This window comes from Pseudoxanthomonas mexicana (assembly GCF_046736355.1).
In the GTDB taxonomy this organism is placed as follows: Bacteria; Pseudomonadota; Gammaproteobacteria; order Xanthomonadales; family Xanthomonadaceae; genus Pseudoxanthomonas_A; species Pseudoxanthomonas_A mexicana_B.
Window position 1 is genome coordinate 486,587 of record NZ_CP157201.1, and the last position, 22,486, is coordinate 509,072.

At 64.8% G+C, this 22,486-nt stretch carries 18 protein-coding genes; 3 read left to right on the forward strand and 15 right to left on the reverse strand.

Features of this window, described 5'->3' with window-relative positions; genetic code table 11:
• Positions 1 to 117 precede the first annotated feature (117 nt).
• Positions 118 to 540, forward strand: a complete 423-nt coding sequence (locus AAG688_RS02125) for a F0F1 ATP synthase subunit epsilon (protein ID WP_411833722.1) — start codon at positions 118 to 120, stop codon at positions 538 to 540.
• 40 nt (positions 541 to 580) lie between these two features.
• On the opposite strand, the gene AAG688_RS02130 is transcribed toward AAG688_RS02125, so the two are convergent.
• From AAG688_RS02130 to AAG688_RS02140, 3 genes are read right to left on the reverse strand one after another with little or no spacing between them, the layout of a single operon-like run.
• The gene (locus AAG688_RS02130) at positions 581 to 1,594 is read right to left on the reverse strand and encodes a glycosyltransferase family 2 protein (protein ID WP_411833723.1); all 1,014 of its coding nucleotides are present in this window, start codon (positions 1,592 to 1,594) and stop codon (positions 581 to 583) included.
• A 3-nt stretch (positions 1,595 to 1,597) separates the two neighbouring features.
• Entirely contained in the window at positions 1,598 to 1,978 is a 381-nt protein-coding gene (locus tag AAG688_RS02135; protein WP_411833724.1) for a GtrA family protein, read from the reverse strand.
• A 13-nt stretch (positions 1,979 to 1,991) separates the two neighbouring features.
• Positions 1,992 to 3,974, reverse strand: a complete 1,983-nt coding sequence (locus tag AAG688_RS02140) for a hypothetical protein (RefSeq protein ID WP_411833725.1) — start codon at positions 3,972 to 3,974, stop codon at positions 1,992 to 1,994.
• An 84-nt stretch (positions 3,975 to 4,058) separates the two neighbouring features.
• On the opposite strand from AAG688_RS02140, the gene glmU reads away from it, so the two are divergent.
• Positions 4,059 to 5,423: a bifunctional UDP-N-acetylglucosamine diphosphorylase/glucosamine-1-phosphate N-acetyltransferase GlmU gene (gene glmU, locus AAG688_RS02145; RefSeq protein ID WP_411833726.1), complete on the forward strand. Its 1,365-nt coding sequence runs from the start codon at positions 4,059 to 4,061 to the stop codon at positions 5,421 to 5,423.
• Between the two features lie 267 nt (positions 5,424 to 5,690).
• On the opposite strand, the gene AAG688_RS02150 is transcribed toward glmU, so the two are convergent.
• From AAG688_RS02150 to AAG688_RS02180, 7 genes are all read right to left on the reverse strand, one after another.
• Positions 5,691 to 7,043, reverse strand: a complete 1,353-nt coding sequence (locus AAG688_RS02150) for a sensor histidine kinase (protein ID WP_411833727.1) — start codon at positions 7,041 to 7,043, stop codon at positions 5,691 to 5,693.
• A gap of 10 nt (positions 7,044 to 7,053) precedes the next feature.
• Positions 7,054 to 8,394, reverse strand: coding sequence for a sigma-54-dependent transcriptional regulator (locus tag AAG688_RS02155; RefSeq protein WP_411833728.1), 1,341 nt, complete (start codon positions 8,392 to 8,394; stop codon positions 7,054 to 7,056).
• A gap of 81 nt (positions 8,395 to 8,475) precedes the next feature.
• Entirely contained in the window at positions 8,476 to 8,877 is a 402-nt protein-coding gene (locus AAG688_RS02160; RefSeq protein ID WP_411833729.1) for a four helix bundle protein, read from the reverse strand.
• Between the two features lie 69 nt (positions 8,878 to 8,946).
• Positions 8,947 to 10,167: an ABC transporter permease gene (locus tag AAG688_RS02165; RefSeq protein WP_411833730.1), complete on the reverse strand. Its 1,221-nt coding sequence runs from the start codon at positions 10,165 to 10,167 to the stop codon at positions 8,947 to 8,949.
• Positions 10,168 to 10,285: 118 nt separating this feature from the next.
• A complete protein-coding gene (locus AAG688_RS02170; protein ID WP_411833731.1) occupies positions 10,286 to 11,596 on the reverse strand; it encodes an ABC transporter permease in 1,311 nt (436 codons plus the stop codon).
• 10 nt (positions 11,597 to 11,606) lie between these two features.
• The gene (locus tag AAG688_RS02175; RefSeq protein WP_411833732.1) at positions 11,607 to 12,338 is read right to left on the reverse strand and encodes an ABC transporter ATP-binding protein; all 732 of its coding nucleotides are present in this window, start codon (positions 12,336 to 12,338) and stop codon (positions 11,607 to 11,609) included.
• Positions 12,339 to 12,460: 122 nt separating this feature from the next.
• Positions 12,461 to 13,729: an efflux RND transporter periplasmic adaptor subunit gene (locus AAG688_RS02180; RefSeq protein ID WP_411833733.1), complete on the reverse strand. Its 1,269-nt coding sequence runs from the start codon at positions 13,727 to 13,729 to the stop codon at positions 12,461 to 12,463.
• A 187-nt stretch (positions 13,730 to 13,916) separates the two neighbouring features.
• Between AAG688_RS02180 and glmS the strand changes: the two genes are divergently transcribed.
• The gene (gene glmS, locus AAG688_RS02185) at positions 13,917 to 15,743 is read left to right on the forward strand and encodes a glutamine--fructose-6-phosphate transaminase (isomerizing) (RefSeq protein WP_411833734.1); all 1,827 of its coding nucleotides are present in this window, start codon (positions 13,917 to 13,919) and stop codon (positions 15,741 to 15,743) included.
• Between the two features lie 263 nt (positions 15,744 to 16,006).
• Here glmS and AAG688_RS02190 read toward each other — a convergent pair whose 3' ends face one another.
• The 5 genes from AAG688_RS02190 to AAG688_RS02210 form a co-directional block, all read right to left on the reverse strand.
• On the reverse strand, positions 16,007 to 16,825 hold the full coding sequence (locus tag AAG688_RS02190) for an IS3 family transposase (RefSeq protein ID WP_411833735.1): 819 nt from the start codon (positions 16,823 to 16,825) through the stop codon (positions 16,007 to 16,009).
• A complete protein-coding gene (locus tag AAG688_RS02195) occupies positions 16,825 to 17,139 on the reverse strand; it encodes a DUF1153 domain-containing protein (RefSeq protein ID WP_411833340.1) in 315 nt (104 codons plus the stop codon). The genes AAG688_RS02190 and AAG688_RS02195 overlap by 1 nt, the downstream gene beginning before the upstream one ends.
• Positions 17,140 to 17,719: 580 nt before the next feature.
• On the reverse strand, positions 17,720 to 20,113 hold the full coding sequence (locus AAG688_RS02200) for a hypothetical protein (protein WP_411833737.1): 2,394 nt from the start codon (positions 20,111 to 20,113) through the stop codon (positions 17,720 to 17,722).
• A gap of 113 nt (positions 20,114 to 20,226) precedes the next feature.
• Positions 20,227 to 20,721, reverse strand: coding sequence for a hypothetical protein (locus tag AAG688_RS02205; RefSeq protein ID WP_411833738.1), 495 nt, complete (start codon positions 20,719 to 20,721; stop codon positions 20,227 to 20,229).
• The gene (locus AAG688_RS02210) at positions 20,670 to 22,361 is read right to left on the reverse strand and encodes an McrB family protein (protein ID WP_411833739.1); all 1,692 of its coding nucleotides are present in this window, start codon (positions 22,359 to 22,361) and stop codon (positions 20,670 to 20,672) included. Before AAG688_RS02210 ends, AAG688_RS02205 begins: the two co-directional genes overlap by 52 nt.
• Positions 22,362 to 22,486: the final 125 nt, after the last annotated feature.

Genomic DNA, 22,486 nt, shown 5'->3' on the forward strand with positions numbered 1-22,486 from the left:
AGTCGAAGGCGGGCAATCCGGGATCGGGACGATGCGGTGAGATGGAAGAAGCGGTGAATCCGTTTTTCCCATTCCCCATTCCCCATTCCCCATTCCCGCCTCGCACAGCGAGGCACCATGAGCACCATCCGTTGCGACATCGTCAGCGCCGAGCAGAAAATCTTCCACGGCGAGGCCACCCTGGTCGTCGCCACCGGCGAGCTGGGCGAGCTGGGCATCGCGCCCAAGCACGCGCCGCTGATCACCCGCCTCAAGCCGGGCAAGGTCGTGGTCACCCTGCCCGACGGCGAGCACCTGGACTTCGCCATCTCCGGCGGCATCCTCGAGGTGCAGCCGCAGGTGGTCACCGTGCTGGCCGACACCGCCATCCGCGCGCAGGACATCGACGAGGCGTCGGTGCGCAAGGCCAAGGAAGAAGCCGAACGCGTGCTGGCCAACCGCGCCGAGGCGATGGACCTGGCCGAGGCGCAGGCCAAGCTGGCCGAGGCGGTGGTGCAGCTGCAGGCGCTGGAGCGGCTGCGCAAGACGCTCAAGCACTGAACCCGCGCAAGGGTGATTGAACGACAGGAAAACGCCGGCGTCAGCCGGCGTTTTCCTTGGAGCGGAGGGCCTGCTTCATCGGCATTTGACGATCGCCAAGCAGCGTATGCAGTACCTGCCTGGGTTCGGCCGTGACATCGAAGTTCAGCCAGGACAACAGCATCTGCATCCCCAGGATGATGGGAAGCGCCGCCAGCATCACGGTGCCCGCCGTCGCGGGCACGCCGCTTTCGGCGGAATCGTGCCATTGCCACAGGCCGAAGCCCGCGCCCGCGGTCAGCAGCAGGCTGCCCAGCAGCAACTCCACGCTGGCGACGGAAAAGCCGCGCAGGAAATAGCTGTAGCCGATCCTGCGCAGGGTGTTGCGGAGGTTGCCCAGCAGGAAGGGGATGAGGACCTTCAACGGACTCAGGCTGCTGGGCTCGTCCTCGTAGCGGGCGCGCATCGGGATATCGACGACGAGCGCGCGGATCTGGTTGAGGTGGTAGAGCAGGTCGGATTCGAAGAAATAACGCCGGGAGACGCGTTCCAGTTCGAGTTCGGAGAGCAGTTCGCGGCGTATGGCGGTATAGCCGTTGGTCGGGTCGGAGAGCTGCCAATAGCCGCTGGAAAGCTTGGTCAGCAGCGACAGGATCGCGTTGCCCACCAGTCGGACCCAGGGCATGCCCTTGGCGAACCCGATCCGGTGGAAACGGTTGCCCTTCGCGTAGTCGGCCTGCCCCGCGAGCAGGGGACCGGCGATGCGCAGGATCAGGGCAGGATCCATCTGGCCGTCGCCGTCGAGCTTGATGACCACGTCGGCGGCCGTGGTCAGGGCGTGGCGATACCCGGTGATGACCGCACCGCCCACGCCGAGGTTCTCCGGATGGGTCAGCACGGTGACGCGCGGGTCGCTGCAATGCCGTGCGACCCATTCCCCGGTGGATTCCGGACAGGCATCGTCGACCAGGATGATCCATCCGACCTCCGGCCCGATGGATTCGATGACCGGCATGATCCGGGAGCGGACCCGGTAGCAGGGAATCACGACCGCGATGCGGTAGGCGTTGCTCATGGCTCAACGATAGACCCAATGGCGGGAGAGGAAGAAGCTGATGACGGCAAGCCCGGCCTCGACCAGCGGCTTGGCCAGCCAGGCCCGCTGCAAACCGGAATGGTGCCCGATCGCGCTCATGGCTGCGGTGCTGACGGCGGTGAGCACCAGCCAGAGGCATAGGAAGCGCAGCAGCTGGCTGCCGCCGAGGACCGCTCCCGGGCGCGCGAAAGTGAACCGTCCATTCAACCAGAAGCCGAGCATGGCGCCGGTGACCCGTCCCAAGACATTGGCGAGTTCCAGCGAAAGGCCGGCTTGGCTCAGCAGTACGGTGACCAGCCAGTCGACCAGCCACTGGAGTATGCCCATCGCCAGGAAGAGCTTTCCTTGCCTGGCCAGGCTCATGACGGCCGCCCGCTCACTCGGGCAGGCTCCACCATTCCGCCTCGCCGATTGCCGCCTTGCGCACTGCGCCGACAGCACGCAACGCCTGCGCCTGCGCAGGCGTGATGTTCTGCGGGCGCACGATGACCTCGCCGATGCGCTCGCTGCGCATGAGCTCCACCCATTCCCGACCGCTTGCATCGGCATCCGCATGCGCGGCCGCTGCGGCCAGCCGTGGCGAATACCAGGCCGTCGTGCGGCCCCTGCTGCCCAGGTCGGCGAAATAGGGGTGGGCCGGATCCAGGACCAGGACGTTGCCGCCGGCGGATGCGGATTCGCGGATGGTCGAGGCAAGGAGCCTTTCCGGAGCGTATTGCTCGAACAGGGGAGCGTCCCTGCCCTGGACCTTTATCGTCTGCTTCAACATGCCGGTGCGCAGCGTCCAGTGGCTGTTCGACTGGTACGCCAGGTTGAGCACGCACAGGCCGATCACGAGCCAGGAAAAACGGCGCACGCCGCTTTGGAAGCCCGCGGTCACCAGGACGATGGCAAGCAGGACCAGGCCGGGGTAGGCATAGCGCAGGTACTGTATGGGCACCAGCGGCAACAGCAGCACGGACGTCGCCAGCAGGGCCGCGGGCCGCGTCTGCGGGCGGAAGAAGGACAGCAGCCAGGTTCCCGCCAGGGCGACCAGCAAGAAACCGCCGCCGCCATCGAAGGTTTCCAGGTATTGATCGGTGTCGAAGGTGATGTTCCAGAGCATGCCGGCATTGAAGCCCGTGCGCCAACGCAGGTCGATGACGTTGGTAGCCGCGAAGTAATCGGATTCGAACCAGCCGTTGAACAGCGGCAGCACCGGATTGCCCGTGATCGCGGCGGCATACACATAGCTGGAACCGGCCAATGCCAGTCCGATGGCGATGATCGCCAGGATGCGCGAAGGAGAAGGCCAGGGATGGCGAATCAGCGCCCATGCCAGCAGGATGCCCGCCATGGCGGCGGACGTCAGCTTCATGGCGGCCAGTCCGCCCGCCAGGATCGCGAGTACGGCCCACCAGCGGAAGCTTCCGTCCCTGGGACCCGCGATCAGCGCCAGCATCCAGACGAGCGCGGCGGCGGAGGGCAGCTCGGTCTGCATGCCGCCGGCCAGTGCCGCGGTGAGCGGAAGGCTGCCGAACAGCGTGATCGCCAGCCAGCTCGCGGAAGGAGCAGCATCCATGTGCGCCGCCAGCCGCCAGCCACCGGCCGCGGTGACGAGCAGCCAGACGGCGTTGACCGGGCCGCGCGCTTCCGCGCCCAGCATCACCTGCGGGATGGCATGCAAGACATCCGATGCCCAGGGCGCCAATGCCCAGACCTGGAAACGCGGATCCAGGGAGTAGAAGCCCTGCTCCTGCAGTTGCCAGGGAAGCCTGAGGTGATAGGCGAGATCGTCGTACTGGAGCGTCGGCAACCAGCAGCCGGTGCTGGCCAGGCCCAGGACGAGGATCGAGAACGTGGCGGTGCGGGGAGAGGCCGCAACGGCATCCGTCCATTGCCGCCGGGCCGAGCGCAAGGCGTCGGCCAGCGGCTGGCGGCGCCATGCGATCAAGGCTGCGCAGGCCAACAGGTAAAGCCATCCCCGGTGCATGGGCAGCGGCAGAAGCCAGCCCACGCAGCCCGCGAACAGGAGTGCACCCAGCAAGCCCTGCAACGCCAACGGGCCTTGCCTGTAGACCAGGCCACCCAACGCGACGGAGGCGATGGAGAACAGGATGGTGGCCAGCACCGGCAAAGCGCCGCTGAACACCACGAGCAGCAAGGCCCAAAGCAGAATCGCAAGGCTGGCTGTCGACCATCGGACCAGGCGCTTCAGGAGCGTGGCTGTGCCCAGTACCGCCAAGGCGATCAAGAGCAGCTCGCCCATCCGCCCCGATGGCCATTGCTCCCATAGCCTGTTGGCGGCCAATCCCCCCAGCAGCAGAACCGGCCCCAGCCATGCCAAGGCATTTTCCAGCCATCCGCCGAGATGTCGCATGTCCTGCCGAGGGTCCCGATGCCAATTCCACTTATGCTATCAGCTGGGCGGCAACCGTTAATGGCGGGAAAGGAGAAGCATTCGATGAGCCAACCGTTACACGTCGTCATCCTCGCCGCAGGCGAGGGCAAGCGGATGAAATCGGCACTGCCCAAGGTGCTGCAGCCCGTCGCCGGACGACCGATGCTGGCGCACGTGATCGAAGCGGCGCGGGCGCTGCGGCCGGCCGGCATCCACGTGGTCTACGGCCACGGCGGCGAGCAGGTGCGCGCGGCGTTCGCCGACCAGCCCGATCTGCACTGGGCCGAGCAGGCGCGCCAGCTCGGCACCGGCCACGCGGTCGCGCAGGCGATGCCGGAGGTGCCGGACGCGGCCACGGTGCTGGTGCTGTACGGCGACGTGCCGCTGATCCGCGCCGAGACGCTGCAGCGCCTGTTGCGCGGCGACGCGCGGCTGGCGGTGCTGGTGGCCGAGCCTGAGGACCCGTCCGGCTACGGCCGCATCGTGCGCGACGCCGAGGGCCATGTCGCCGCGATCGTCGAGCACAAGGACGCCAGCGACGAGCAGCGCCGCATCCGCACCGTCAACACCGGCATCGTCGCCGCCGAATCCACCGCGCTGAAGCGCTGGCTGGGCGCGCTGTCCAACCAGAATGTGCAGGGTGAGTACTACCTGACCGACATCTTCGCCTCGGCCGCGGCCGAGTTCACCCCGGCCGAGATGGCGCTGGTGGCCGATCCGATCGAGGCCGAGGGCGCCAACGATCCTTGGCAGCTGGCGCAGCTCGAGCGCGCCTGGCAGTTGCGTGCGGCGCGTGCGCTGTGCCTGGAGGGCGTGCGGCTGCTGGATCCGGCGCGCCTGGACCAGCGCGGGCGCGTGCGCGTCGGCCGCGACGTCGAGATCGACGTCGACGTCATCCTCGAAGGTGAGGTCGAGCTGGGCGACGGCGTGCGCATCGGCCCGTACACGCGGCTGAAGGACGTCAGGCTCGGCCCCGGCACGCAGGTGCGCGCGCACTGCGACCTGGAAGGCGTGGTCAGCGAAGGCGCGGCGCAGATCGGCCCGTACGCGCGGCTGCGCCCGGGCACGGTGCTGGCCGACGGCGTGCACATCGGCAACTTTGTCGAGACCAAGAAGACCACGCTCGGCGCCGGCAGCAAGGCCAACCACCTGAGCTACCTGGGTGATGCGGTGATCGGCAGCAAGGTCAACATCGGCGCCGGCACCATCACCTGCAACTACGACGGCGTCAACAAGTCGGTCACCACCATCGAGGATGGCGTGTTCGTCGGCTCCAACAGCGCGCTGGTCGCGCCGGTGACGCTGGAGCAGGGCGCCACCATCGGCGCCGGTTCGGTGATCACCAAGCGCGCACCCGCCGATGCGCTGACGGTGGCGCGCGGGCGCCAGCACAGCATCGAGGGCTGGCAGCGGCCGGTGAAGAAGTAGCGCAGGCTCGGAAGCCCTCCCAAGGGGAGACGCCCCAAAGCCCTCCCCTTCAAGGGGAGGGTTGGGAAGGATGGTGTAGCGGTCAGTTGGCCGGGACTCCTCTTGTCGGGCCGGAGAACCATCCCCACCCCGGCCCTCCCTTGAAGGGGAGGGGGAAAAGCAAGGCGGCGCATGTTCTGCGCTGGTGCGGTGCCGGACGTCAACGCGAATGCGTTCGAGAGCGACGCCCCAAAGCCCTCCCCTTGAAGGGGAGGGGGAAGAGCCGTTTCAGTGGCCATCCTCCAACGGCAACTGGATCGCCACGCACAGCCCTCCTTCCTCACGGTTGTGCAGCGACAGCCGTCCGCCGTGGGCCTCGACGATCTCGCGGGTCAACGCCAGTCCCAGTCCGGTGCCGTTGCGCTTGGTCGAATAGAATGGCACCAGCGCGTTCTGCAACACCGCCTCGTTCATGCCGCTGCCGCGATCCAGCACCTCGATGCGCAGCCAGTCCGGCAGCCGGGTGAGCCGGATGCGGATCTGGTGCGGCTGGCCCATGTCGGCATCGCCGCTGGCCTCGTGCGCGTTCTTGAGCAGGTTGAGCAGCGCTTGCTCGAACTGCACCGGATCGATGCGGCTGCTCAATCCCGGTTCCGAGGTCTCCAGGGTGAAGCCGATCTGCCGGCCCAGGCCGGCCAGGTAGCTTTCCCAGTCCACCGTCTGCAACTGCGGCTGCGGCAGCTTGGCGAAGCGCGCGTAGCCGCGGATGAAGCCTTCCAGGTGGCGCGCGCGATCCTCGATGGTCGAGAAGATCTCCTCCAGCCGATCATGGCGGCCGCGCCGCAGCAGCTCGCCGCCCGAATGCGCCAGCGAGGCGATCGGCGCCAGCGAGTTGTTCAGTTCGTGGCTGATCACGCGGATGACCTTCTTCCAGGTCATCACCTCCTGCCGGCGCAGTTCGCTGGTCAGCAGGCGCAGCAGCAGCAGCTCGTGGCGGCGGCCGTTGAGGCGGAAGTGGCGGCGCGCCAGGTGGTAGACCTGCTCGTCGCCCTCGCTGTCCTCCTGGCCGACCGCGAACAGGCTGTCGCCGCCGCGCAGCATCGCCTCGCGCATCTCCACCGGCGCCTGATCCATCAGCGCGTCGAAGGCCTGTCCTTCCAGCTTCCAGCCGCCGTGCAGCAGCTTGCGCGCGGCCAGGTTGGCGAACACCACCCGGCGCACGCCGTCGCCGCCGGGCGCCAGCAGCAGCATCGCCACCGGCGTGTTCTGCACCATCGTGTCCAGCAGCAGCTCGCGCTGCACCAGGTTCTGCCGCTGCTCGCGCAGCACGTCGCCAAGTTCGCCGTGCGCCTGCACCAGCTCGCCGAGTTCGTCGCGGCCGCGCCAGTGGATGCCGAAGTTGTACTCGCCGTCGCGGTAGCTGTTGACGCTACCGGCGAGCGCGCGGAACAGCGCGTTCATCGGCCGCAGCGCGCGCCGCACCGCCAGCATCGCCAGCGGCAGCGCGATCAATGCCGACAGCAGGAACGCCAGCCAGGCATCGTCCAACCACGCATGCAGCAGCAGCGGCAGCGCGATGGTCGCCGCCAGCGCGGGCAGCAGCCACAGCAGCATGCGGCCGGCGAGCGAGCGTCGCATCATCGGCAACTACTCACGGATGCTTGATGCCGTAGCGGTCCATGCGCCGGTACAGCGCCTGCCGGCTCAGGCCGAGGTCGGCGGCGGCCTGTGCGATCACGCCATGCGCCTTCGACAGCGCGGCCTCGATGGCGGCGCGATCCGGTTCCTCGGCGTTGCCGGCCGGCCTGGCCGGCGCCGGCCGCGGCAGGTTGAGATCGGCCGCCTCGATGCGATCGCCCTGCGCCAGCAGGCCGGCGCGCTGGACGACGTTGCGCAGCTCGCGCACGTTGCCGGGCCAGGCGTGGCGCAGCAGCGCATGGCGCGCGCTCTCGGCCAGCGGCTTGTCGGCGGGGCGGAAGTGCTCGGCCAGCGGCAGGATGTCGCCCGGGCGCTCGGCCAGCGGCGGCAGGTTCAGCTCGATGGCGTTGAGGCGGTAATAGAGATCTTCGCGGAACGTGCCCTCGCGGATCATCGCCGGCAGGTCGGCGTTGGTCGCGCTGATCACGCGCACGCCGACCTGGCGCTCACGGTTGGAGCCGAGCCGCTCGAAGCGGCCGGTCTCCAGCACGCGCAGCAGCTTCATCTGCCCGGCCAGCGGCAGGTTGCCGATCTCGTCGAGGAACAGCGTGCCGCCGTCGGCCGCCTCGAACTTGCCCTCGCGCGCCTTGTTGGCACCGGTGTAGGCGCCGGCGTCGGCGCCGAAAAGCTCGGCCTCGATCAGCTCCGACGGCAGCGCACCGCAGTTGAGGGTGATGAACGGACCGCGCCTGAGCGCCGAGTTGGCCTGGACGATCTCGGCGATGCGCTCCTTGCCCGCGCCGTTGGGACCGGTGATCAGCACCGGCAGATCCGAACGCGCCACCTGGCAGGCCAGCGCGACCACGCGCTCGCTGGCCGGGTCCTCGAATACGAAGCCGCGCAGATCGTAACGCTGCGCCAGCGCGTCGCGGCTGCGGCGCTCGCGCGCGCGCCGGCGCTCCAGCTCGGCGCGCGCCTCGGCCAGTTCCAGCAGGTTGTTGACCGTGGCCAGCAGCTTGCGGTCGTCCCAGGGCTTGGCGAGGTAGTCGACCGCGCCGGCCTTGATCAGGTTGATCGCGCTTTCCAGGTGCGTCCACGCGGTCAGCAGGATCACCGGCAGATCCGGATGGCGTTCGCGGATGGCCGCGAACAGCGCCTCGCCCTCGGTTCCGGAGGTGGTGTCGGCGGTGAAGTTCATGTCCTGGATCACCAGATCCACCGCATGTTCCCGCAGCAGCGCCAGCCCGGCTTCCGGCGATTCGGCATGCAGCGTGTCGATGTCGTTGAGCGAGAACAGCACTTCCAGCGCGGTGCTGACGGCGGGGTTGTCGTCGATGACGAGGACGAGGGGCATGGGCTAGGAGCTAGGGGCTAGAGGCTAGGGGCTAGGGGCTAGAGGTTAGGGGCTAGAGGCTAGAGGTTAGGGGCTAGGGGGCTAGGGACGAGGAGACTGGTGAGCAGGGGGAGGGAGGACTTTTGTGTTGAGTGACTTGAGCAGGCCACGAAGCATTTTTCCTATCTGGTCGCAGTCGGATGCAAGTTCTTCCATATGGTCTGCTGATAGATAACCGATGCGATGAGCAATCAGGATCTGGGTTTCCAGTTCGGCAAGGGATCCTCGGCTGATGGCCAAGTGCCGCATGAAATCACGTGCGCTTGAGCGTGCATGGCCTTCGGCAATATTCGAAGGCACGGACACTGCGGCGCGGCGGATCTGCGAGGTCAGCCCAAAGCGATCTTCCGCCGGAAATCCGGAAGTGATGCGATAAACCGATTCGACCAGCGAGACCGCATCCTGCCAGACCTTTAGATCTTGATAACTCTTGAACGCAGCCAATCCCTAGCCTCCCTCTGGTTCCAACCACCACCACTAACCGCTAGCCCCTAGCCCCTAGCCCCTCCAAGTCTACGCCGACCGCGTCGCCACCGCCGGCGGCACCGAGGCCGCCTTGCGCGCCGGGCCATACACGGCGACCTGTCCCAGCAGCCACAGCAGCGCCGCGCCGACGGGCAGGTAGATCAGTGGCAGGCGCGGCAGTTCGTAGCGGCCCATCAGCATCTGGTTGATGGCGTAGGCCAGCACCATGCCGATGACGATGCCGATGCTGGCCAGCAGGAAGTTCTCGATCTGGAAATAGCGCAGGATCTGCCCGCGGGTCGCGCCCAGCGCGCGGCGGATGCCGATCTGCTTGGTGCGCTGCTGCACCCAGAAGCTGGCCAGGCCGACGATGCCCAGCGCGGTCACCACCAGCAGCGAGACGATCACCGCCACCAGCAGCCAGGCCATCGCGCGATCCTGGCGATAGTAGTCGTTGATGACGTCGGTGAAGGATCCCTGGCGCAGGATGAGCCGACGGCTGCTGTTCTTCTCCAGCGCCGCGACGGCGGCCTTCAGCACCTCGTCGCGGCGCTGCGGATCCGTGCGCAGGACGAAGCGGCCATGAGTCAGATCGCGGATAGGCAGGATTATCGTGTAGCCGGCTTCGGCCGGATCGCCCTCGCTGGTGCGGATCAGCCTATCCACCACGCCGACCACGCGATGCGGCAGATCGTTGCTGTTCCAGGCATAAATGTTCCTGCCAATCGCGCTCTCGCCGGGGAACAGCCGGTTGGCCACGTCGCGGCTCAGGATGACCGAAGGAATGTTCCGCGTGGCGCCGGTTTCGTCGAGCGCGGTCCAGTTCTGGTACTCGTCCGGGGTGAAGTCGCGGCCTTCCACCAGCCGCAGTCCGAACGTATCGACGATGCCTTCGCCGAAATAGACGCTGGCACTGAGGTTGGGCATCGGCTGTTGCGGTTGCAGGCTGATCGAACTGTTCCACGAAGAGTTGTCGAACGGCACGTGGTTGATGCTGTTGGCGAACTTCACGCCCGGGATGGCGCGCAGGCTGGCCACGTCCTGCTTGGCCAGCGCATCGGGGTTCTCGTTCCTGCCGATGCCGCCGATGTTGATGCGGACGATCTCGTTGTCGGCCATGCCGGTAGGGCGCTGCATCCGGTCCACGCGATTGCTGATCAGGAAGACCGCGTTGCAGATGATCGCGCAGGACAGCGCCACTTCGAGCACGATCAATGCGGCGGCGGTCTTGTGGCGGGCCAGGGTGGAAAGAATGGGGCGGATGTCCATGACGTCTCCGGATTCGTGGGGCGGCATTCACTCCGCCCGTTGTAGAGCGGAGCTTGCTCCGCTGCTTGGCGTGTAGCGGAGCAAGCTCCGCTCTACAGGATTTGCGCAGCGCTCCGATCTACTGGCTCTTGAGCTGGATCGCGGGCGTGACCTGCATCGCCCGCCAGGCCGGCAGCAGGCCGGCCAGCAGGCTGGCCACGATCGCCAGGGCGAAGGTCATCAGCAGCATCCGCAGATCCATGTGCGCCAGTTCGACGTAATCGGCCGGCTGCCGGCGCACGGCCCACAGCCCGAGCCAGGCCAGCGCCAGGCCGAGTACGCCGCCGACCAGCCCCACGGTCCCGGCTTCGACCAGGCACTGGGCGAAGATGGCGCCGCGGGTGGCGCCGAGCGCGCGGCGCACGCCGATCTGCGAGGATCGGCCCAGGAACTTGGCCAGCAGCAGGCCGACGGTGTTGAGCAGGCATACGGCCAGGAAGCCGAATGCCAGCCAGACCTGCAGGCGCACGTCGCCAGGGACGGCGTTGTTCTCGTCCAGCCACTCCATCACGCTGTGCAGGCGCACGTTGGTCGGCCGCTCGAAACGCCCGGCGGCGCGCTGCTGGTCGGAATAGTTGACCAGGTATTGCCGGTATGCCGCGACCTTCTCCGGGGAGTCCAGTTCGACCCAGTACTGCAGCCAGGCGCAGGGCGCGTTGGGACTCAGCGACCCTTCCTCCTCGGCGCCGGAATCACCCCAGCAGTTTATGTCGCCACGCGCGCCAAGCCGCAGTTCGCGCGAGGTCCAGAAGGGCACGAAGACCTGCTCGACTTCGGCGAAGATGTCGTTGGTGATGTCGTAGAACCTGGGCGTGGGCCGCCACTGCTCCATCACCCCGACGATGCGAAAGGCATGGCCGGAAACCTGCAGGGTGCGGCCCACGCTGTCGGCGCCGTCGAACAGCTTGTCGTTCAGCGCGCTGGAGATGACCGCCACGCGCGCACGCGCATCGTCATCGGCGGCGTTCCAGCCACTGCCGTAGCGGAAAGGCACGTCGAACATCGGGAAGAAGTCGGCCGTGGGGTAGCGCGAATCGGCTACGAAGGCATCGACCCTGCCATCTTCCGATTCCACGGCGACGGCGCCTCCGCTCATCAGCGCCTGTCGATCGCCCTTGGCATCGCGCAGCATCGCTTCGGCGTCGAAGCGGGTCATCTGGACCGAGGGATCGTCGCCGGGGGTGAAGCCGCTCATCGAGCGCGGCTCGATTTGCGGATAGAACAGTTTTCCGCTCTTGTGCGGGATGGGATCGCCGGACAGCACGTAGAACACCGTCAGCGTGGTCATGCTGGCGCCGATGCCCAGCGCGATGGCCAGCACCATCAGCGCGGTCAGCGCCTTGTTGCGCTTGAAGCTGCGCAGGGCGAGGTTGAAGTAGTAGCCGAGCATGGCGTTCCCCTTACGCGGCGGTGGAGGCGGAGTCGGTGGCGCCGGCGTGCGATGCGCGGATCAGCGCCGGCTCCACCGACAGGTCGGTGGCCGCGCCGTCGACGATGTGCACGTTGCGCTGCGCGCGCGCGGCCAGTTCCGGGTCGTGGGTGACCATGACGATGGTGGTGCCCTGGCGGTTGATCTCCTCCAGCAGTTCCATCACCCCGCGCGCCATCTGCGAGTCGAGGTTGCCGGTGGGCTCGTCCGCCAGCAGCAGGCGCGGGCTGCCGGCCAGCGCGCGCGCGATCGCGGTGCGCTGCTGCTGGCCGCCGGAAAGCTCGGCCGGGAAGTGCTTCATCCGCGAACCCAGCCCCACCCGCGCCAGCGCCTCCTCGATGCGGCGCCTGCGCTCGGCCGCCGGCATGCCGCGGTAGCGCAGCGGCACGTCCACGTTGTCGAACAGGTTGAGATCGGGAATCAGGTTGAAGCCCTGGAAGATGAAGCCGATCTTCTGGTTGCGCAGGCGCGAGCGCGCGTCGTCGCCCAGGCCGCTGACGTCCTGGCCGTCGAGCAGGAACTGCCCGCCGGTGAAGGTCTCCAGCAGCCCGGCGATGTTGAGGAAGGTGGTCTTGCCCGAACCCGAGGGACCGGTGACGGCGACGAACTCGCCCTCGCGGACGTGCAGGTCCAGCGAGCGCAGCGCATGCGTTTCGACCTGTTCGGTGCGGTAGACCTTGGATACCTGGCGCATTTCGAGCATGACGGGGTCCTTTTGGGGCTAGGAGTGAGCGGAGAGGAGTGAGAAGTGAGCAAGAGCGGAGCCAAGCAGTACCTTTAGACTTCCCGCCAAGTACTCACTCCTCACTCCTCTCCGCTCACTCCTCAATTGACAGTTACCCGCTCGGCATCGCCGAACTGGTCGCTGCCGGAGACGACGACGCGGTCGCCGGGCTTCAGGCCTTCCAGCACCTCGACCGCGCTGAGGCTGCTGACGCCCAGCCGCACCGGGCGGCGCACTGCCGAGCGGCCGTCCATGACGTAGGCATGGCGGCCGTTGCCCTGCTCGACGAACGGGCCGCGCTCGACCATCAGCACGTCGCGGCGCGTGTCCATCATGATCCGCGCCGACAGGCGCTGGTTCTGGCGCAGGCCCGGCGGCTGCTCGCCGGTGAAGCGGATGCGCGCGTTGACCTCGCCGTTGACCACTTCCGGCGACACCGCCGAGATCTCGCCGTCGTAGGGATTGCCGCTGCTGGTCAGCGTAGCCGGCATGCCGATGGCGAGATCGCGGGCGAAGCTTTCCGGCACCTTGATCTCGACCTCGAACACCGACAGGTCCACCACGCTCAGCACCGGCGCGTTGATCGCCAGGTTGGTACGCTGGCTGGCCTGCACCTGGCCGACCTGGCCGTCGAACGGCGCGCGCAGGCTCAACGCATCGACCTGCCGCTGCACCTCGGCCACCACCGCGCGCTGGCGCTGCGCCAGCAACTGCTTGTTGCGCGCGTCCAGCCCGGCGCCCCGGTCCTGCAGGCTGGCGTCGTTGCGCGCGTGGGCCAGGCCGATCTCGGCCTTCTTCAGCCCGTCCTCGGCCCGCATCATGTCGATCTGCGGCACCGCGCCGGCCTCGAAACCGCGGCGGTAGCGCTCCAGGTCGCGCTGCGCGGCGGTGCGATCGATCTCGGCCTGGTCCAGCAGCTTGCGCGCCTGCGCGCGGGTGACCGCGGCATCGAGGGTGGCGCGGCTGGCCTCGGCCTCCAGGCTGGCCAGCGTGGTCTGCTCCTGCGCCAGCTTGCTGCGCAGTTCGGGACTGTCGATCTCGGCCAGCACCTGGCCTTCTTCCACCTTGTCGCCGGCCACCACCTTCAGCGTCACCACGCCGCCGGCGATGGCGTACAGGGTCGGGCTGTTGGCGGCGATCACGCGGCCGTCGGCGGCGATGTCGCGGACCAGGTCGCCGCGCTTGACCTCGGCGATGCGCACGCGGCCGGCGTCGAAGGACTGGCTACCCGACAGCCAGCCGCGGGCGACGAAGGCGATGCCGGCCAGCACGGCCAGCGCGACGGCGGCCAGGACAAGCCAGCGCCTTCTGCTGGCCGAAGCGACGGGCGTGGACAGCGGCCGGTCTTGCGCGGAGGTGTCCCGAATCATCGATGGCATGCGTTAAGAGGAGGGTCACGCCTTCGAAGCAGATTGCGTGCCAATCGCAAGTCGATGATTCGCAAGGGGTCGCAGGGTGCCTGAAGCCTGTCCGGGTGTCCGCGGACAGCTTGCGGACACCGGCTGTCCGCCGCGGACACGTACAATCGAACTTCTCCAACCGAGGTCACCGAAGCCTATGTGCGGCATTGTGGGTGCGATCGCCGATCGCGATGTGGTTCCCGTCCTGATCGAAGGCCTCAAGCGCCTGGAATACCGCGGCTACGATTCGGCCGGCATCGCGGTGGTGGACGCGCGCGACGTGCGCCGCGTGCGCCGCACCGGCCGGGTGGCGGAGATGGAGGGCGCCGCGCATGCCGAAGGCTTCAACGCCACGCTCGGCATCGGCCACACCCGCTGGGCCACCCACGGCGGCGTCACCGAGGCCAACGCGCACCCGCACATCAGCCACGGCGTGGCGCTGGTCCACAACGGCATCATCGAGAACCACGAGGAGCAGCGCGAGAAGCTGCGCGCGCTCGGCTACGTGTTCGAATCGCAGACCGACACCGAGGTCATCGCCCACCTGATGCACCACCACCTGCAGCAGGGCATGGACCTGCTGGTCGCGCTGCAGCGCACGGTCAAGCAGCTGACCGGCGCCTACGCGCTGGCGGTGGTCAGCCGGCAGGAACCGGAGCGGCTGGTGTGCGCGCGGATGGGCTGCCCGCTGCTGATCGGCCTGGGCGAGGGCGAGAACTTCGTCGCCTCCGACGTGTCGGCGATCGTGCAGGCCACGCGCCGGGTGATCTTCCTGGAGGAGGGCGACACCGCCGAGGTCACCCGCGCCGCGGTGCGCGTGTTCGACGGCGACGACGCGCCGGTCGAGCGCGAGGTGCACGTGTCCGACGTGTCGCTGGCCTCGCTGGAGCTGGGGCCGTACCGCCACTTCATGCAGAAGGAGATCCACGAGCAGCCGCGCGCACTGGCCGACACCATCGAGGCGGCCATCGACGGCGGCTTCGTGCCGGAACTGTTCGGCGCCGGCGCCGAGGCCGTGCTGAAGGAGATCGAGGGCGTGCAGATCCTCGCCTGCGGCACCAGCTACTACGCCGGCATGACCGCGCGCTATTGGATCGAGGCCATCGCCGGCCTGCCGTGCAGCGTCGAGATCGCCAGCGAATACCGCTACCGCGCCGCGCACGCCAACCCGAAGCACCTGATCGTCACCATCTCCCAGTCCGGCGAGACCCTGGACACGATGGAGGCGCTCAAGTACGCCAAGTCGCTGGGCCATCAGTACGCGCTGTCGATCTGCAACGTGCCCGAGAGCGCCATCCCGCGCGCCAGCGACCTGGTCTGCTACACCCGCGCCGGCGCCGAGATCGGCGTGGCCTCGACCAAGGCCTTCACCACCCAGCTCGCCGCGCTGTTCCAACTCACCGTGGTGCTGGGCAAGCTGCATGGCCGCATCGATGCCGAGGCGGAAGCCGGCTACCTGGAGGAACTGCGCTACCTGCCCGGCAGCGTGCAGCACGCGCTGAACCTGGAGCCGCAGATCGCGCTGTGGGCGGAGAAGTTCGCGCCCAAGTCCGACGCGCTGTTCCTCGGCCGCGGGCTGCACTACCCGATCGCGCTGGAAGGCGCGTTGAAGCTCAAGGAAATCTCCTACATCCACGCCGAGGCCTACCCGGCCGGCGAGCTCAAGCACGGCCCGCTGGCGCTGGTCGACGCCGACATGCCGGTGGTCGTCATCGCGCCCAACGACAGGCTGCTGGAGAAGGTGAAGTCCAACATGCAGGAAGTGCGCGCGCGCGGCGGCGAGCTGTTCGTGTTCACCGACCAGGACAGCAACTTCAGCGAGTCCGAGGGTGTGCACGTCATCCGCACCCCGCGCCACGTCGGCGTGCTCAGCCCGATCGTCCACACCATCCCGGTGCAGCTGCTGGCCTACCACACCGCGCTGGCGCGCGGCACCGACGTGGACAAGCCGCGCAACCTGGCCAAGAGCGTGACGGTGGAATAGTTTGCGGCGGCCTGCCTTGCAGGCTGTGTAGAAGTAAAAAAGTCCTATCTCAAGTAATAAAGTGCTATTTCAGATAATAAATTTCTATTCTGATCGATTAACGTTCTATCCCCCGGGGCCAGGTAGCGCCCAGTTGTTGGATTGTGTCCTGATGGTTTTAGGGGAGCGGCCGCAATGAATCGTGGCCTCTTGGATTGGCATTGCGGCGTCGTCATCCGGCGCCGGGATGCTCTCATGTAATGACCCAGCGGTTCCTGCACAGGTCAGGCTGCTAAGGCATAAGCCTCGGCGGGTGTCTTCATGCCCAGCGCCTGGTGGGGGCGCCGGTGGTTGTAGAACTGGATCCAATCGCCGATCACGCGCATGGCGTGTTGCTGGGTTTCGAAGCGGTGGCGATGCGCGCACTGCTCCTTCAACGTTCGGATGAGGCGCTCGACCATCCCGTTCTGCTGCGGGCAGTGCGGGGTGATGAACTCCTGCTGCAGGCCGTAGCCGCGCACCAGCCGCGTGTAGTTGCGACTGGTAAAGACCAGGCCATTGTCCGAGCGCAGCAGGAATGGCGCCTGCACCCGGCCCAAGGTCCCGAACCGGGCGATCAACGCCTGCTCCAGCGCCGCGGCCGCGGTGCTGGCCTTGCCGCTGCGCGAGAGTTGCCAGCCCAGCAGCTGCCGGGTGTAGCAGTCGATCACCAGGGCCAGGGTGAGCCAGCCATCCCGACCACCCCAGATCCGACACAGGTCGGTCGCCCAACGTTCGTCCGGGGCCTGCGCCACCGACGGCAGCGCCTGGATCCGTGGACGAGCACCCACGGCCCGTTTGCGAACCTGCCAGCCCATCAGTTGGAAGATCCGCTGCACCGTGTTCTTGTTCATGTCCAGGAGGCCCGCCACCGTCCGGTAGCCGAACGATGGCTCTTCCTCGATCAGCGCCTTGATCGGCTCGGCCAACTCCGGCCGCACCGTCGGCGGTGCCTTGGTCGGTCGGTAGTACACCGTCCTGCGCGCCACGCCGAACCACCGGCACAGCTTCACCATCGAGACCTCGAAGCCGTCCTCCCGCAGTCCCTGCTGGATCGAGACCATCAGGTCTCGTCCTTGCCCAACAGGGACGCCAATTTTTTTCGAGCGCGCAGCTCCAGCATCGCCTCGCCGTAAGCTTCCTGCAGGTCCTTGAGCTGCCGCTCGTACTGCTCCCGAACGTCCTCGGGCTTCGCCCGCAGGGCGTTCTCCATCCCGCGCTTGCCTTCCTCGACCCAACCCTCGACTTCTGATGGGGTCAGGTCGAACTGCCGGCTGGCCTCGGCCACCGTCGTCTTGCCCTGGATGATTTCCAGCACCAGCGCCGACTTCCGCCGGGCCGTCCATCGCTTGATCTCTTCGTCCATCACTTGGCTCATCGTGCTCTCCGTCAAAAGGTAGCACCTGAGCAGGAAATCACTGGGTCATTACACTCAGGTACAGCAACTCGCGCCCAAGCTCGCGATGCGGAACCTCCTGCGTGGCTACCTGCTCGGACTGCCAACTGGTCAGGCTGTAGCGCGCTTGATGGACCTTGCGCCGCTACAGGGTGCAGCTTTGATCGATACGCTGCCGACTAGAGAGCTGAAGGCTTTGGTCGAACCTTTCGCAGATGCAACGCCGCTATGGTTCTACGTGCTTTGCGAGGCGGGCGACCCGGCTGGACCGAATGGGATGTGCTTGGGGAGCGTCGGTAGCCGAATCGTAGCCGAGACGCTTTGGAATCTAATCCGGCGATCGCCCATATCTATCCTTGATGGGAACGACCATTCGGCGATATCGAAGTTCTCGCTCTCAGAAATCATTAGGCTGGCTGCTAGGCAGGACGTTGGTGCCGACACATAACTCATGGTCGGTAAAAGGAGGGCAGGGATCAATGCGGTGCCACTTCCAGTTGCATTCAATAAAGGGGCGTATCGCCGATTTAGAGAGAGGTTTGGCCCTAAAGCGGAGGCCGCCTTAATCGTCACGATCGAACGAAGAATTAAAATATGATCCGCACTGGGGACAGACCACGTTCGTAACCTGGGCCGCCAACGTCTCATGGTAGGTCCATCGCGTACCGTTCTTGAACAACGGTGCTTTGCAGCTGTAGCAATGCGTCCTGACCGTCCATACACCACACTGTGCGCAGTCAAGTAGCCAGCTCGTTGCGCCACCCTTGGTTGCCTTGGACCGGATAGACTCCGAGTGATGCGCTTCCCCACAGCCAAGACAAAAGCTGCGCGCGGCCAGTGTCCCACCAGGCACCCTCTCTGGATCAGGGAGGGTGCTTTGAAACACCATGACCAAGAGGCGCTTTAGGTGATCGGTCGACGTAATGCCAGACGAATCAAAGCCAACTTGTATCCAGCCCTCGGCATGGGATTTCGTCGCTCCATAGTCGCAGTGGCGGCCCCATTCGAGGGGAGACATTGAGGGCGTCACCGTCCCATTCCGCGGCTGAAGGATAAAGACCTTTTCCAAACCTGCGACATCACCATAGCCCTTTATCCGGACAAGCTCATCCAGCACGTGACGGGGCCCTTGGATTCCCCAGGTACTACGAAACTTGGCGTCCAGAACCAGTCCGCCCAGACAACTTTCGCTCCTGGCGCGAGCATCAAGGATTCGAACAACGAAATCCGGCCGGCGACCCTCTCGGGTTTCGAACTGATAGGCCACCAGAACCTCGACCCCAATATCATCTCGGCGAAATCCGAACACCACATTGCGTTCGCCGGCAATAGACACTCCTACCAACCGCTCCGCCCAGCCGTTCTCAGGAGTGAATCTGAAATCTTCTATGAGCAGAGCAAAGATCTTCAGTAGGCACCACTTCTCGTAGATGTCGCTTGCATGGAGGATTCCAACTTTCTCCAAGCCATCGAGAAGAGTTGGATCAAAGCCCATGCGCTTGAATAAGTCGGCGGCCATCTTGAAGGACGCCAGGCTGGCGGCGTATGCAGGATTGGCAACAAAGGTCATTCCTGTAGGAAAAGCGTCAGCGCAGGCGACTCCCATCTGGCGAAACGCATCATCGACGCTCGCAAGCTTCGCAACTGTGCTGCGCAGCGAATCAATTGATGAACTCATGGCTTCGCGCTTATCAAGCGCTCGCTTCGCGCGCAACTCCGCACTCCTCGCCTCTCGCCTGGTCTCCTGCTTCTCTGCGGAAGATAGAGGGACCATCCATTCTGCATTTCTTAGCTGTAGCCGTTTGGCTGCTCGTTGCGCTATAACATCGACGCGGGGTGATATGGAAGAGACCGTAGCGAAAGTAAGCTCACGGTAATTCTTGCCATTCTTGGTCGATTTCACGCAAGAGATGGCAGTTCCCTTGATCACCAACTCGCTACAAAAATGCATCGCCGACTGAATGATATTGAAAACATCCTCAGGGAAAACAACTATGCGAAAGTCAACGTTCTGATCCGTTGGTCCGGCGTCGCTTAGTCGATCGTAGAAAAAAGCATGATCATCGCGAAACCTTTTCCCGAGGCTAATAGGAAAGCTTTTCTGTCGCGGCTTGAGATCGTTCGTTCCGTTGCGGTAGCTTGTCAGCGCCTCGATCCTTCGAGTGATGTCGGCCGTCTGACTGTCGAACACATCTGGATCAACGGCCCGGCGCGTTAAATTCTTACTATACTGCGCGCGCTCAGATTCGCGGACTGCCAACTCATCGAGGAAAGTGGCTTGTCGCGATGACGCCATGAACCATGCCCTCGTCCAATCAATGACGAGACCAAGAATGTGCCGCAGGTAACGATTCTCCGCCGTGTTGGCAGATTCATCGAAAATCCTCCCCGTTAGTCGCCGGGCAGAAGGGTTCTGCGCAATCTCCCGAAACGTCTCAGCGGTGGCGCGTACCTTCGAGACAGGCGAGCTCCGGCGTCTTTCGTTCACGGCGACTAAGGGCGCAGAGAGAACCTTCCGCGACGCCGTGTGAAAGGCCTCCAGTATCGTTGCAAGCTGCGCTCCGTTTGCTACCCCGCTGCCAGCGGCGATCGCACCAGCATCGTCATTCATGATCATCCAGAGCAGGTTTCCCCGGAAATCATCCACATACGCTTGCACGTCGCTCTCGCCAGAGCCTGAAATGTAGTTCTGTACAACTAGACCTTCATTCCCGATCTGAAACCTATAGGTTCCCGCGCTCCGTCGCAACTCGCTGAAATGCTGCTGTTTCGAACTGTCCCACTCATCACAGCTGATGCACCAGAGACTACCGTCGCGGGGATCCTTCACGCGAAGTAGCTGAGTCTCGGTTCCAGAAGCCGTCACCAGAGTGGGCACGATTTCCGGATGCGCATTAACGCGAATACCTAGCCACGGATAGGAATCATTGAAGATCGTGGATTCGACCGTGAACACTCCGTCATCGGACCGTTCCACCGCCAAGGGCGTCGGCGCTGCTTCAATCTTCCTGGCGACCCCGTCCGTTTGCCACTCGATACGAAGGTATCGGACCTCAAATCCCGGTTGCATCAACGTGCCCAGAAGTTGGCGATTCCGTGATTCCCCTCAGCGCGTGCAATCAGATCATCAAGACTGTCGATTGCGGATTCTGTAACCAGAGCCTTGTCCAGATCTTTCAGCTCCCCTTCCAAGACCCCCCTAAATCCAGCCAGCAGATCGCGCCGCTTTGCCCCGGTGGCCGTGCTCTTGTCCAGTTCAATAACCATTTTTGGCAAGATTTTGTGCAGGACGATGTTGTTGAGGGCCCACTGCCTGTTTAAGCCGGCGTCCTTGGCCTTGTTTAGATAGTTCAGCGACTGTCGGATTGCACGAAGTCCAAATTCGACGCCCAAAGGATCGAGGTACAGACGGGACAGATTGGTCAGCAACGATACGAGTGGATCCTGCCGGTCAAAGTTGGGATACGGTGCCCTGCTGCCGATGTCTTCAGCTCGAAGAATGACCGGATGGATCAAGTCGATATCGAACTTCTCGACTTCGTCCTCAATGGACTCCCAGTCCACCAGTACCGGATTCCTGAATCGCATGACATGGGCGCGATCCAGAATCTTCGGTGAGAGGTAGTGCGTTGTCTCATCCACATTGATGGCACCGACAATCCAGATATTGCGTGGGAATCGGAACGTTGGGGGAATCTCCACCAATCCTGCCAGCGACCGCCTGAGCTTGGCGTGGTGCGCCAAGATCGTTTCGGATTCCTGGAATCCAGCCAATCTGCGCAATTCAAGACTTGCCTGGTCGTTGAAGAGGATGTCTTCAAGCGAAGCGTCAGGGGGTAGGCCGGCGCGGTCTCAGCCTCTTGTTCCAATCTCAGGAAAAGTCGATTGTCTACTGCGGTCTGGCGCTCTTCGACCGAGGCATACAGGTGGATCCAGGGTTCGGCTCCACGGGTTTCGAGCAGGCTCAGGAAGTCGGCGAAGTAGTACTCGACGCGTGCAAGATTCATCTCGTCGAGGCAGATGAAGTGAGGCACATCCGGCTCGCGCGCAGCCTCCAGAAGTGCGAGCAGGAACTGCGTGGGGTGATAACGACCTTCGATCGGGTTGTAGTACCCGAGCAGGTCCTCGGAGCTAGTCCAGTTGGGCTTAACCGGCACGACTTTGCATTTTCCGCCAATCGCGTCGGCCACCGATTTGACCAAGCTCGTCTTGCCGGAGCCCGAGTCACCGCCCAAGATGATCAGGTCATTCGTACGCAGCAGTGTGATGAAATCGAGAAGCTGCGCGCGGCTGAAGTGCATGCCTTTCTGCCACAAGTACGCCTGTACATAACTCGCTAGCCGATTCATGTCCCCGTCCAGTGCCGTCTGGAAGGCATGCCCTTTGCGGCCAGGGGCTTCAACATTTGATGGGAACAACTTCTCGAGGTCTGCATCCTCAATCAGCCTCAACGCCACCATTCGATCACCCTTCTCCTTGAGAAGGGATTCAAGTTCTCGCAACTTGGTTTCCAACGCCTTTCTCCCCTCAGCCTCGTCTGTTTCGAGCGCACTGATGCGGCCCTCTGCATCCTTTATCTCACTCTGGATGTCCTTCAGCTCCCGGCCGAGTCGGACATGCTCTGAGTGCGCCTCCCCGAGCTTTGATCTAATTACAGCGAGTTCGTTCTCGGCTTCTGAGGTTTCCTCTTGCAGCCGCCTCTCGATCAGTTCGCGGGCCGTCTCCGTAATCAGCGCAGCGGACTCTGTCGCGATTCCGTAAACGCCCCAACTGGAAGGAATCGAGGTCAGCGGAGTCAGTGTGCCGGCGCGGACCGCGCAGGCTAGGGGATCATCGCGTTCCCGACGCCGAGGCAATGGCGAGAGCTCCACGGAAGCGATCGCGTACTTCGTAGCACCCAGGCCTTGATTGACACGCTGGAACTCCCCAGGCGGGACGAATATCCCCTGCAGAACCTTGGAACTGCTGGTGGGTGCCGGAAGCCCGATTCCTGTCACAGGGTGATGGAGGTCTTTGAGGAACCCGAACGACGTTCCTTCGGTCTGACTTAGCCGGCCGATCACCTGAATGTTGGAGGACAACTCTTGGCCCCAAGCGGCGGCGAGGAATCGCATCAGGTCCGCGTCTGACCAAGAGAATGCAGGCTGCGTTTGCCCATCCGCTTGCTGGTGCAATTCGGAACGTTCGTCAAACTCGGCGGTCATGTGCACACTTTTACTTGGCGGCATAACACTTTGCTCATTCGCTACTGCCGATCCTCCATCTGAAGCAGCTGGCCGGAGCCACCCGTGACTCATCGTGCCACTGAGCTGGCGACGTCTCCCCAGTT